Origin of the sequence: Rhizobium sp. CRRU65 (assembly GCF_048551595.1) — a bacterium.
GTDB classification, from domain to species: Bacteria; Pseudomonadota; Alphaproteobacteria; order Rhizobiales; family Rhizobiaceae; genus Rhizobium; species Rhizobium leguminosarum_J.
The window spans coordinates 28998-41761 of record NZ_JBLYZH010000006.1; the positions used below are offsets into that span (position 1 = coordinate 28998).

The window sequence follows — 12764 nt, forward strand, 5'->3', positions numbered from 1 at the left end:
GTCTCCTCGGATCGATTGACATGTCCGCCGGCACCCGCCGACGGCTCACAGTCCTGAATTCGATCCCCTTGCGAAGACGGTTACAGCCTCACGCTTATGTGATAGCGCTAGAGCGCCGCGCGTCTTTTCGAAACGCGCAAAGGACGCTGTACACTTTGAATTGCCGCCGGAAGATTTTTTGAACCCGCCTGTAACCAAAGCGTCATCCACCCGAATGATATTGCAGACGACATGACGAGCGCCCATTCGGAACAAGCACTGAAGATGCTGATGCTTCTTTCCCTAGACGGAGACGAGGCAGCCTATCGGCGTCTGCTCGTGACGTTGCGAACCCTGCTCGTCGGTTATTATGGCGGGCGGATCGGCACTACCGCGAAATCCGACACGGAAGATCTCGTGCAGGAGACGTTGCTGGCGCTGCATTCGCGCCGGGCGACCTATGACAGGGAGCGGCCGTTCACCGCGTGGTTCTTCTCGATTGCCCGCTACAAGCTGATCGACCACCACCGAAAGCATGGCGGCCGGTACAAGGCGGAAATGGAATTGGACGAGGAGATCGAAGACGACTTCAGGGAGGATGCGATTGCAGCGCGCATGGATGTCGAACGGTTGTTGAACGGCCTGCCGCAGCACCAGCAGGAACTGATCCGTCAGATCAAGCTCGAGGGGCAGTCGGTGGCCGATACGGCAAGCCGCACCGGACAGTCGGAATCGGCGGTCAAGGTTGGCGTACACAGAGGTATCAAGGCGCTGGCGGCAAGATTGCGAGGTGGGATGTGAGAGAGACTGAGGACGTGATCGACAGCCTTGTCCGGGATCTGAAGCCGGTGCCGAGACATGCGCTCGAACGCCGCTTCGCGCTCGCCATCCTGCCGGCCTTAGCAGTCTCGCTGCTGCTGATGCTTATCGTCCTCGGCCTTCGCACCGACATGGCGCAGGCGCTGATGCTGCCGGTCTTCTGGATTAAGTCCGCCTACAATGCCCTGCTTGCAATCGCCGCCTTCGCAGCCGTTTACCGCCTGTCCCGGCCGGATGGCTCGGAGGGGCGCTTTTTCGGGATTGCCGCGGCCATCATACTCGCCCTCGCCGTCATGGCGGCCGTCCAGCTCGCTTTGTCGCCGGCCGCAAGCTATCCCGTGCTGGTGCTTGGCTCCTCCGCCCTGCATTGCCCGCTGCTGATCTTTGCCTTTGCCATGCCGATCCTGATCGCAAATACCTGGGTTCTCCGTGGCGGCGCCCCGAGCAACCTCGGCATCGCAGGCTTCATCGCCGGCATTGCCGCCGGCGCATCCGGCGCCTGGGTCTATTCCTGGTTCTGCACGGAAAACGGCCTGCCCTTCGTCACCCTCTGGTATTCGCTTGGCATCCTTTTGACCGGCGCAATCGGCGCGCTGCTCGGCCCCCGCCTCCTGCGCTGGTAGCACCGGCTGTTTGCGGCACTGCGCCACTAATCCTTCATCCGGCATGAAACCAGATGCAGCATTCCTGCGTACTAGTCGGGGGATGAGTATTGCGTACCCCCTTGGATCGGAAAACACACGCAGCAAGGAATGACGGCATGGTCAGGAACGAAGGCGTAGCCCACCTCACCCGGCAGTCCGCGGAACAGGGGCTGGCCAGGCTGATGATGAGGCTGCCTGCGACGCGGGCAACGATCAGAGCAGTTGCGGCGAGCCAGCCCCATTTTTATGAATTGTGCGGCGCCTACGGCGAAGCCTGCACCGTCCTCGATCGCATGCGCCGGGATAGATCGGCCGATCCCGCAGTCATCACCGAATACGAGATCATCTGCGCGGAAATCGAAGTCGACGTCATTAGTATCCTGCTCGGCGATCAATGAGACTTCGCAAGGGCTGGGCGGACTGCCGCAGCGATGATGCAAGCCGTTTGCTGCCGGCGTCCCTATCAGATCAGCAGGTCATCGACATGGATGGAGATGCTCAGTGTATCCGTGTCGAAATGTAGCGAAGTCCCATCGGAGATCTTGTAGTGGAAGGTGTCGCTCACCTCTCCGCTAAGCCCGGCGAGCTTCGCCGCGTCGACCGTATAGCTATAGTCGCCATCACCGTCGACATGGATGGTGCCGTATTGGCCGGTCAGCGTCACGCCGTCCTTGTTGACGAACTCGCCCTCGAAGCGGCGAAGCAGCAGGGTTCCATTGGCCGAGCTGTCGTTTTCGAGGAGATTGCCGTAATGGGCGGCGTCCAGGTCGGAGGTGATTTTCAGGCTGTCATGGGTTGCGACAAGCGCAGGCGCCGTGTCCGTGTGCGTCACATCGCCGACCGCGAGACTATCGCTGCTCGCAAGCATCGTCGCCTGGGCCTCGTTGAGCGTCGTGTTGTTGCTGACGGGAAAGGTGTTCGCGGCGATGATGGCAGGCGATATGCTGTAGGGCGTGACATCGCTGGCGATGACATTGTCGTGGAAGGAGCCGGATGCCGGTCTGTCGACCTTCAGCGCCGCTGAGGACAGGTCATCGAAAACGTTGCCGTAGATATTGATATCTTCGCGAACGTAACTGGTCGTGCCGGCGGCACTGATCGCCACGCCCCATACGCCGTCATGGATGTAATTGCCCGATATATCATAGTCCCGCGTATTGCCCTGATCGCCGAGACCGATGGCATAGGACCAGCTGTAGCCGCCATAACCTGAAATATCGTTGTCGTGAATAGCGACGTTGGTGCCGGCTTGCGCGCCGATCCCAAATCCGCCACCGATGATCGCGTTGTCCTCGACCAAGGCATTTACGGGCCGAACGAGCGCGATTACGCCCTTCGGCGTAGCTGCGCCCGTCTGGTCAAGGTAATTGCCGCTGATCACAATATTGCTGCTGTCGTTCATCTGGACGGCATCTGCCGCGGTGCCGTGGGCATTGGTGACGGTGTTGTTGAGAAAATTGACGCCGTTGACTTTTTCGATCCAGACGCCATCGCCGTTGACGTCGTTGATCGTGCTGTTTTCGATGGTGATGTTCGAGCCGGTCCGGAAGGTGATCGATCCTGACTTGCCCGCCAGTCCGGTGTGATCGACCTCGACATTGCGGACCGTCCAGTTCGAAACAGAGCCGCCATAGATGGCCGCACCGCCGGTGTCGGAGATCTTGATGTTCTCGATGACGATGTTCGATGCATAGAGGCTGTGGATGCCGTCGTTGGGGCTATGGATGACCGGCGCATCGCCGACCCCGTAGCTGCCGATGGTGATCGGGGCATTCACTGTGCCGGAATATTTCAGGTCGAGCTGGTCGTTGAACACGCTTCCGGCGGCGAGCAGCACGCTGTCGCCCGGCTGCAGCTTCAGGTTTTCAACCGCCCAGAACGATGCAAACGGCGTGTCCTCGCTCGTTCCACTGTTGCCGTTGGAGCCTATTGCCGGATTCACATAATAGATTGCCATATCGCCTTGTTCTCGAATTGCCGCGCAGCCGTCTGGATCGGCTGCGACGCGTGGATCGGATGCGGTCGGGGCTAAAGGCCATGTTCAAGAAGGTCTTCGATATTGCCTTCACGGCGGTTGGCAGACCCTGTGGGCCTGCCTTGGTCCCGAGAAGCGCCTGGCGGTGGCTGCATCCTCGAGACTACAACTTATACGTAAACAATCTACACAACAACGACCGAAAGGTGAACGAACGGTATCGTACGCCTCGGCGACGAATGGTCGTGGGAGGAGCAGCGTCCTGTTTCAGGTCAGTCGCAAGCCAGAAAGGTTGAGGCCGTGTGGCATGCCCCTTACCCTCGCCCGGCGGCAGCCGGATGAGGGGCGCTGGGGAGCCATTTGGTGGCAGGAGCAACGCTTCCCCAGGGAGCCTTACCCGGAAGCAACGCCTCCCCGGCGTAGTGCCGAGGCACGCTCACCTCAGCTCAGCAAACCATCCAGGTGGATGAAGACGGTCAGCGTGTCCCCGTCGCTGTGATGCGAGGTTCCATCGTTGATCCCGTAGCTGAACGACTCGCTCACATGTCCGCTATGGTCAGGGAGCTTCGTTTCATCGAGCGTGTAGGCATAGTTGCCTTCCCGGTCCACGTGGATGTCACCGTATTCCCCGGTCAGCGTCAGGCCGTGCTTGCCGACGGTTTCGTCCCCGAAGCGACGAAGCACCAGGGTGTCATTGTCCGAGCTGTCGTTTTCGAGGAGATTGCCGTGATGGGCAGCACCCGTATCGGTCAGGATCTTCAAATTGTCATGGACAGCGACAACCGCCGGATCCACGACCGCCTCCGTCGCTGCGGCAGTCTTGGCAACTGGGCTCGCCAGCGCCGTCTCGACATTGGCGATCGTATGGTTGTTGCTGACGGAGAAGGTGTGCGCGTCGACGATGGAAGGGGATATGCTGGTGGCCTTGGTGCCGGTCTCGATCGTATTGTTGGAAAAGGAGCCGGATGCCGGCCTGTCGACCTTTAACGCCGCCTGTGAGAGGTCGTCGAAGACATTGTCGTGGACCTTGATATTCGTGCGGACATAGCTCGGGCTGCCAGCGGCGCTGATGACCACGCCCCAAGCGCCGTCATGGATGTGGTTGCCCGCGATATCGTAGTCTCGCGTATTGCCCGTGTCGCCGAGACCGACGGCGAAGGACCAGCTGTAGCCGTGAAATCCCGATATGTCGTTGTCGCGGATGGCGACGTTCTTGCCCGCCTGGGCGCTGACGCCGAAGCCGCCGCCCGTGATCACATTGTCCTCGACCACGGCATTCACCGGCCTGACGAGCGCGATGACGCCCTTCGGGCTATCGGCATGCGTCTGGTCGAGATGATTGCCCTTGATCAGAATGTTGCTGCTGTCGTTCACCTGCACGCCATCGGCCGTCGCGCCATGGGCGTTGGTGACGGTGTTGTTGAGAATCTTGATGCCGTTGACTTTCTCGATCCAGAAGCCGTCGCCTTTGACGCCCGATATCGTGCTGTCTTCGACCGTGACGTTCTTGCTGCTCCGGAAGGTGACGGCACCTGCGTTTTCCGACAATCCCGTCTTGGCGATCTCGACGTCGCGGACCGTCCAGTTCGTGACACTGCCGCCATAAATGCCCGCACCCCCGGTATTCGATATCTTCACGTTCTCGATGACGATGTTCGAGGCATAGAGACTGTGGATGCCGTCGCCGCTGCTGTGGATGACGGGTGCCGCACCCGTCCCGTAACTGCCGATCTTGATCGGCGCACTCTCGGTGCCGGAATATTTGATATCGAACTGCTCGTTGAACACGCTCCCCTTGGCAAGAAGCACGCTGTCGCCCGGTTTCAGCTTCAAGGATTCCACTTTGGACAAAGTCGCAAAAGCCGATGTCTGGCCCGTTCCGCTGTTGCGGTCGGAGCCGCTCGCTGAGTTCACATAGTAGACTGTCATATCGCCATGTTGCCCTGTTCGTCGGATCGCTATGTCGCCGCCGGGATCGTCCAGGATCGGCCGATCGGATGCGGCGGGGGGCAACCGGCCACGGCAAGAAGGCGATAAGATGTTGTCAATGGGGCAGCGGGCGGGTTCGCGAGCCTCATTCCACAGGCAATTGCCTGGTGTGACGAAAGTTACAACTTGGGCCGAGAAATCGGCGACTTCGAGGTGAATAAATCGCGGCGTGTTTGCGCGAGGCGCACGTCGCCTTCGGTCTGTACGCCATGTGATTCTTGCCTTCGCTTGCGCTCAAGGCGTGAGGAGCGCCAGCGACGAACGCCTTGAGCGTAAGCGAAAGGCGCACTCCAAGGTGAAACCCTAACCCCCTCACCCTCAAAGCCGAGGTCAGCGGCAACCATGTCGCAGCGATGGGGAGACCTCAGGCCCTACAGCGCCGCGCGTCTTTTCAGACGCGCGGCGCTGTAGCACTTTGAATTGCTGCATAATTTTATCCTTAAATCGATCCCGATTTAGGAATTATGCAGTAGCCGCTTCGGCCTTGATCTTCGGCTTCAGCAGGATGATGAGAAGCAAGCCGGCAATGATGAGTGCCGCGCCTTCGAGGTGATAGCGTTGCAACTGCTCGCCGAGGATCAGATAGGCGAGCACGGCGATGAAGATGGTCTGAATGTAGAGGAGGACGCCAGCCCGAGCCGCCCCCAGCGCCTCGATGCTACGATTGAAGAGGTAGTACATGACCGCCCCGCCGGGGATCGCAACATAGGCGAGCGCGATAAGCCCGCTGCCGTTGAGCGTCGAGCGTTCGTCTGAGAATAACTCGGACAGGTAGAAGGGCAGCGCCGTCAGCACCGCCGCACCGAGCAGCAGCACGAGGAGCGCAAGGCGATTCATATCGAATTTCGCGCGGCGGAGCAGGACGGTATAGAGACTGAAACAGAACGCGCCGGCGACGATCCACAGTTCACCCGGGTTGAAGTCAAGCCGCATCAGCGCGGCCGGACTGCCCTTGATGATGATGACCACGATCCCGAGAAAGGCCAGGATCGATCCGATCACCTGCCAGCGTCCCATCGGCTCGGCCAGCATCAAGCGGGCAAGGATCATGGTGATGATCGGGATCAGAGCGATGATGATGCCGGCAGTGGTGGCATCGGCATGTTCGAGGCCGACGAAAATCATGCCCTGGCAGATCGCCAGTCCCACACCGCCAATCGCAAGCAGTTCGAGGGCGCGAGCCCGCACCAGCGCGACCATGTCGCCGAAATGCCGGCGCACGATCGGCATCAGGATCGCGAAGGCGATCAGCACGCGCCAGAAGCAGAGCGCCCAGGGCGGCATCTCAGTAGAAACCCGTTTCGCCGCGATATAGACGCCGGCCGACAGCAGCCAGCAGAGAACGCCCACGGAATAGGCGGCGGCAAGCGAATTGCCTGCCGCCTGTTCCGTCCCGACCGTGTCGCGATGGACCGCCAAGACATTCATTGCCATGGCTCAGTTATGCCACAGTTTCCGTGGGCTGCACAGATGGGCGGCGGCGCTCCGCCTGTTGTGAGAACAACACCCCCTGGATGCCGTTCACCTTGGTCCGGAGTCCTCGCCACCGCCGTGCAAGGGCAAACGAAGGATTTCCATTTGCCGCCAGAGCGTGCCCCGCCGCTTTGCGGCATTTCCGGATTAATAAGCTGATGTCTCCTTCGGGCCGATCAGGGACGGGTCGCCGTGATGACGTCGCCCGGAAACACAGGCCTTTCTATGGTCGAGAGCATAAACGCCACACGGCTGCATTGAAGTCTCGATTGCCGGTCATGCGGGGAGCCCCCGGCCGGCGATCAGCGCGACACCCCAACATCAAGCCTCTGCAACTGACTACATCGCCTTAATCACCCGCTTATATATCGGCGTCAGGGGTGGCAACGAGAGGCGTAATGCCATCACTGCCGTAAATTCGGCTGCCATCTCCTTTGGGCAAACCGACAATAGCAGGCGTAAGAGCCTGGCGAAGCGCATTTAATCTATTGATGATGTATAGCGCCTGCTCTTTGTTATTCAGGGTCTCGCCATGAACGACTGCGTCTAGAAGCTGAAAACCAATGTGATTTTCCCTGTTCAGATAGCTCTGAAGGGGATAGGACGCTTCAACTCTCCTTATAAGATTATCGGAGAAGTGTGGGATGATAGGGTTCTCGCCTTGATGATTGTTCGTGGCGAAAGAAACCACGGCGTGAACCTCACCGGTAAGCCTAAAGATTGAGTAGGCAGCAAGGAGTTTCTGGCGCCTATCAGCTTCGATCGCTGCCAATTTGATTTCCGCAAGCTCCTGACGTTGAACCTCAATCTGATCACGCAGCAATGCTGCATTCTCGCTTGCTGCTTCTTTAGTGGCTTTGATAGTCCGATTTGCCGCCACGAGAGCCATATACCCTGCCGCGGCTGTCGCTATCGCTGCGGCTGCACTCGCGATTGCACCCCATTCCGCTGCGCCCCAGTCCATCAAACTATCCTCATTGTTTTCGGGATGAAGATATAGGTGGGCAGGTATTCATAATGCAACAGCCTCTCAAAAGCAGCCTTGGGATAACGCCAAACTACGCTTTAGCCATCTCTTCCTATCCCTGGCGCGCGATGATCCTTTCGATACATCGCGTAAAGACCGACACAGGCAGCCGCGAAACCGGAGACCGTACCGACATAGAGCGCCCGCGAAGCTCCCCAATGGTCGGCAAGGGATTGCGTCGATGAGGGCATGTGTGGTTACTATTCGACGGTCTGAATAATCGTAATGGGTCGATGGCGGACGGATGGGTCGCAGTGATCATTTCACCTACCCGGAGAGTTCTCATGCAGCCAGCCTCTACCCCCTCGCCCTCAAAGCCGAGGTCAACGGCAGCCTCGTCGCAGCAAGCGCCGGCAACGCTCCACCGATGATGCCGATGGCAAGCCCCAGCAGGCCGGCGGTGAGCGCGACGTCGGCGGTGACGTCGAGCTGGAAGGCCATCTTGGTGTTGTTGGCGCCCATCGTGCTGGCCTGCCAGCCGTTGAAGGCGAGCCACGAGGCGAGGATGCCGAGGGCGGCGCCGGTGATCGAGAGAGCCACGGCCTCGACCCAGGTGGCAGTGAAGGCCGGCAGGCGGCCGAAGCCGAGCAGGCGGAGCGTTGAGATTTCGACGGTGCGGTCGGAGACCGAGCTCATGATCGTGTTCAGCGCGCCAGCGGTGGCGCCGACCGCCATCAACAGTGCCAGCGGCCAACCGAACAGGCGGATGAGGCTGCTGATGCGCTCAGATTGCGTCGCATAGAGATCGGCCTCGGAGACGGCGGTGAGCGGCGCGCCGGGAAATGCGGAGAGATGCTCGCGCAGCGCCGATAACCCGCCTGCCCCCGCAAGCCGCACGCGCAGGCTCTGCACCTGCCCCTGCCGATCGACGGCCGATTGCACCGCCTCCAGATCCGCCCAGATCTCGGATTCGAAGGCGCTGCCGCCTGACGTGAAATGCCCGACGACCGTCCAGTCCACCGCACCGAGCCGCACCTTGTCGCCGACGGCGAAGCCGGAGAATTCATCGGCGATGCGGGCGCCGACGACGATATCGCGGGCGCCTGGTGAAAACAGCCTGCCCGCCGACAGCGTGGCGCGTTCGCGCAAGCCGGGGCCGGCCAGATCCATGCCCCGCAGCGACAGCGTCTGATCGGCGCCGTCGCTTGCCCTGGTGACATCGACGGCAACGACGATCTCGCGCGACAGCGCCAGCCCGCCCGCGGCATTCCGCGCCACGCCGATCCCGCCGGTTGCGGCGGTCAGGCTGCGGATCGCTTCGGCCGGCACATCCGAGCCGGTCTCCTGGTTGGTGCCGCCGCCGAGAATGACGGCGATGCCGGTCGAACCCGCGCCTTGAAGGGCTGCCTCAAAGCCCCTGGCCATGGCGAGAAAACCCGCAAGCACCGCCACCACGAGCGCCACCGAGAGTACCATCGACAGCGAGATCCACAGCCGCCGCGGCAGGCTGCCGAGATTGACTCTGATCATGAGAAAGATCTGCTTGAGCGTTGATGACATTCGACTATCTCGTTCTGAAAGCGTTGACGATGGGCAGGCGCATGGCATTGGCGGCAGGCAGCAATCCAGTCAGGAGGCCGAGACCGGCGATGATGGCGACGGATTTCAGCAGCACGGACGAGGTGAAGGCGAGGCCGAATTCCGGCCCGGCAAACAGCGTCGCGAGCTTGGCGAGAACGAGCCCACCCGCCCCGCCGACGGCGAAGACGAACAGTGTCTCGCCGAGGATCAACGCAATGATCCGCCCCCTGGAAAAGCCGAGCACCTTCATGACGCCGATCTCGAAGCTGCGCTCCCTCACGGCAAAGAGCATGGTGTTGACCACGATCATCAGGATCGTCACGAAGGCGGCGCCGACGACGAGGCTGACGATCAGGCCGATATCGGCGAACTGCCGCAAGAAAGCCTCGAGGAACTGCTTTTCTGATTGAGTGCGCGTCGGTGCCGCCGAATTGGCAAACAGCGCGTCGATTCTTGCCGCCAGCACGGCGGATGAAACGCCCGATCGCGGTCGCACCACGAAGCCATCGACTGTATCCTTGCCGCGGGCGCGCGCCGCATTGACGGCATCATAGCGGGCGATCATGAAATAGGTGTCGGTGCTGGCGTCGGCCCCCTCGAAGATGCCGGAGATCTCAAAACTCCAGTTGCGGCTGCCGTCTTCCCTTGTCAGGTGGCTGGTGACGCCGATGCGCTGGCCGACCGACCAGCCCTGCGCCTCCGCCAGCGCCCGGCCGACCAGCACCCGGTCACGGCCCTCTTCCAGCGCTGATATCAGCTGCGGCGTCAGCCTGAGCTCGTCGCCATTGGCCGCGGCGATCAATCGTGGATCGACCGCGCTCGTCATCACGACATTCTTCTCGACATCGACGAAGCCCCGCATGCGCGTCATGTAGGCGACGGCGGCGACATCGCTATCGGCGGCGATCCTGTTGAGATAGCCAAGCGGCAGCGGCTGCGCCCGCCCCGATCTGTTGAAGACGCCGAGCAGCGTATCGCTCGCCCCGGCCGCCCCTTGCGAGCCGCTGAGAAAGCTCGCCGTCAGCCCATAGATCAGGAAGGCGACGCCGACCGAGAACATCAGAAGCGTGGCCCTGAGCGGCTTGCGCCAAGCATTGCGGCGCATCAGCTGGAAGAAGGTCATTGGGCCAACCTTTCCTGCTCAACGAATTCGCCCTTATTGAGATGCAGCGTGCGCCGGGCAAAGGAAGCCGCCTCGGGATCATGCGTCACCATAATGATGGTCTTCCGCAGTTCTCGATTAAGAAAGCCGAGCATCTCCAGGATATCATTCGCCGATTTCCGATCCAGATCCCCGGTCGGCTCGTCGCAGAGAAGCAGATCAGGATCGCTGACGATGGCGCGGGCGATGCCGACACGCTGCTGCTGCCCGCCGGACATGCTGGATGGAAACTGCCGCTGCCGCCCGGAGAGCCCGACCAGATCCATCACGGTTTCGACGCGCGCCCGCCGCTCCTTGCGCTTGAGCGGTTTCAACAGCAGCGGCAGCTCGATATTCTCGCCCGCATTCAGCATCGGCAGCAGATTGTAGAACTGGAAGACGATGCCCATGCTGTGTGCCCGCCATGCGGCTCTGGCGCCCTCGCCCATCTGCTCGAGATGGCTGCGGCCGATCCTGATCTCCCCTCCGTCGGGGCTGTCGATGCCGCCGAGCATATTGAGCAGTGTCGATTTCCCCGAGCCCGACGGCCCCATGACGGCGACGAAATCGCCGCGTGCTATGGAAAGGTCGAGCCCGGAAAAGATCGGGATCGTCTCCGCGCCGATCCTGAATGCCTTCCTGACGCCGCGAAGCGCGATATAAGGTTCTTGAGTGTCGGTCATCGCTCTGCTCCTTGCTTCTGGTCTCTGGTATCCCCGGCCTGCGGCCGAAAGGTCGTAGGTCCGCCCGTGTGTGCGCCGGTGCCCGGGGGATTAGAGGCTGTGGGAACAGAGGTTGCGGCCTCACCCACCACAAGGCGGATGCGCGCGGCCATGGCGGGGCGCACGTCTGGCGGCGGCGAGGAGAGCGACAGGCGAAGCGTCACCGTCCCCTTCTCGCGCGAAATCACCGGAGCGATCTTCGATACTTCCACCGCAAAGGGCAGGTCGGGAAAGCCGTCGAGCGCAGCCTCACCACGCAAGCCTGGCCGCATCAACGCGATATTCGCCTCGGCCACATCGGCATCGATGACCATGTTTGCCATGTCGGCAATCGCAAGCAGGCTTTCATTCTCCCGCACGCTGTCCTCGCGCGACAGCACGGTGTCGCCGACATGCGCGGTAAGCCGCGTAACTGTGCCTGATATCGGCGCCCGGACGGTCAGCGCCTCCACCTGCTCGCGCGCCCTGTCGATATCGAGATCGGCCTTGGCCACGTCCTGCCGTGCCTGCAGGGCGGCATTCTCGGCAGTGTCGAACGCCGTCTTCGCCTCCTCCAGCGTCTGCGCCGACATCGCATCGCGCCCGGCCAGCCGCTCGATCCGCGTGAGCGAAGACCGCGCCTGCGAGAGATCAATACTCTTCGCCGCCAGCGCTAGCTCCGCCGACCGCCTGGCAATCTCGGCGCCCTCAAGCGCAAAGCGCGCACCTGCATCATCGAGCCGCACCAGAACCTGCCCCACCGCCACCCGGTCGCCGGCCTCGACTTCAACAGTGACGATCCGCCCCTCATATTTGGAGAAGACGGTGGCGATGTCGGATGCCACGACGTAGCCGGAGCCGGTGACTTCCCGGGGCGGCCATGCCCTGTCCGCTGGGTTATTGGAGGGCAGAGCCCGGATCGGATCGGCGGCGGGCACGTCTGTTCCATCGACGGATATTGCGGCCTCGTCCTTGCCTATGAAACCCGCAAGCACAGTCTCGATGCGCTCCAGCGTATCGGGCCGATAGAAAAGAACCACCGCCAGCGATGCCGTCGTGGCAAGGGCCAGCATTGCTCCAGGGATCACCCACCGTCGGGCACGAGGCTCCGGCGGCTCTGTCTTGAAAGCCGCGAGCCTGATCGAAAGTGATCTCAGCTTGGCGGCAAGGTCTCGGTCATGTTCTGATGTCGTGTTCATGCCGCCACAATGACCAACAGCGGCAAAACCGCGACCTCGAACACGTTTCTGACAGTCCTCGATCGCGATTGTGTACGTGGCGCGGCAAGGCACACCGGTCAGCCCTCGTGGTGAGGAAGCCCGAAGGGCCGTCTCGAACCACGAGGGCGGGTGGCGCATTGTTAGAGCGACGCGGTGGCCAGCCCATCCTTCGAGGCCCCTGCGGGGGCACCTCAGGATGAGCCTGGAGGCCTCCTCTCACGATCTGAGATACACCAATCACTCAGCGCGGAAAGACACCTGCGATTAGCCCTCAT

The 12764-nt window shown here is 61.4% G+C and carries 11 protein-coding genes; 3 read left to right on the forward strand and 8 right to left on the reverse strand.

Features of this window, described 5'->3' with window-relative positions; all coding sequences use genetic code 11:
- The first annotated feature begins 231 nt into the window (after positions 1-231).
- From ACM5SV_RS13930 to ACM5SV_RS13940, 3 genes are all read left to right on the forward strand, one after another.
- A complete protein-coding gene (locus tag ACM5SV_RS13930; protein WP_012758024.1) occupies positions 232-780 on the forward strand; it encodes a sigma-70 family RNA polymerase sigma factor in 549 nt (182 codons plus the stop codon).
- The gene (locus ACM5SV_RS13935) at positions 777-1421 is read left to right on the forward strand and encodes an NrsF family protein (protein WP_012758025.1); all 645 of its coding nucleotides are present in this window, start codon (positions 777-779) and stop codon (positions 1419-1421) included. Before ACM5SV_RS13930 ends, ACM5SV_RS13935 begins: the two co-directional genes overlap by 4 nt.
- A 137-nt stretch (positions 1422-1558) precedes the next feature.
- Positions 1559-1840 (forward strand): hypothetical protein, encoded by a 282-nt coding sequence (locus tag ACM5SV_RS13940; protein ID WP_012758026.1) that lies wholly within the window; start codon positions 1559-1561, stop codon positions 1838-1840.
- Positions 1841-1905: 65 nt separating this feature from the next.
- Here the strand turns inward: ACM5SV_RS13940 and ACM5SV_RS13945 are convergent, their stop codons facing one another.
- From ACM5SV_RS13945 to ACM5SV_RS13980, 8 genes are all read right to left on the reverse strand, one after another.
- On the reverse strand, positions 1906-3399 hold the full coding sequence (locus tag ACM5SV_RS13945) for a right-handed parallel beta-helix repeat-containing protein (RefSeq protein ID WP_012758027.1): 1494 nt from the start codon (positions 3397-3399) through the stop codon (positions 1906-1908).
- A 459-nt stretch (positions 3400-3858) separates the two neighbouring features.
- Positions 3859-5346, reverse strand: a complete 1488-nt coding sequence (locus ACM5SV_RS13950) for a right-handed parallel beta-helix repeat-containing protein (RefSeq protein WP_221992400.1) — start codon at positions 5344-5346, stop codon at positions 3859-3861.
- 522 nt (positions 5347-5868) lie between these two features.
- On the reverse strand, positions 5869-6840 hold the full coding sequence (locus tag ACM5SV_RS13955; RefSeq protein WP_222014107.1) for a DMT family transporter: 972 nt from the start codon (positions 6838-6840) through the stop codon (positions 5869-5871).
- A 400-nt stretch (positions 6841-7240) separates the two neighbouring features.
- Positions 7241-7843, reverse strand: a complete 603-nt coding sequence (locus tag ACM5SV_RS13960) for a hypothetical protein (protein WP_222014108.1) — start codon at positions 7841-7843, stop codon at positions 7241-7243.
- A gap of 360 nt (positions 7844-8203) precedes the next feature.
- Positions 8204-9406 (reverse strand): ABC transporter permease, encoded by a 1203-nt coding sequence (locus ACM5SV_RS13965; RefSeq protein ID WP_222014109.1) that lies wholly within the window; start codon positions 9404-9406, stop codon positions 8204-8206.
- A gap of 4 nt (positions 9407-9410) precedes the next feature.
- Positions 9411-10550, reverse strand: coding sequence for an ABC transporter permease (locus ACM5SV_RS13970; protein WP_012758034.1), 1140 nt, complete (start codon positions 10548-10550; stop codon positions 9411-9413).
- The gene (locus tag ACM5SV_RS13975; protein WP_017994523.1) at positions 10547-11251 is read right to left on the reverse strand and encodes an ABC transporter ATP-binding protein; all 705 of its coding nucleotides are present in this window, start codon (positions 11249-11251) and stop codon (positions 10547-10549) included. Before ACM5SV_RS13975 ends, ACM5SV_RS13970 begins: the two co-directional genes overlap by 4 nt.
- Positions 11248-12561, reverse strand: coding sequence for an efflux RND transporter periplasmic adaptor subunit (locus ACM5SV_RS13980; protein WP_222014256.1), 1314 nt, complete (start codon positions 12559-12561; stop codon positions 11248-11250). The genes ACM5SV_RS13975 and ACM5SV_RS13980 overlap by 4 nt, the downstream gene beginning before the upstream one ends.
- Positions 12562-12764: the final 203 nt, after the last annotated feature.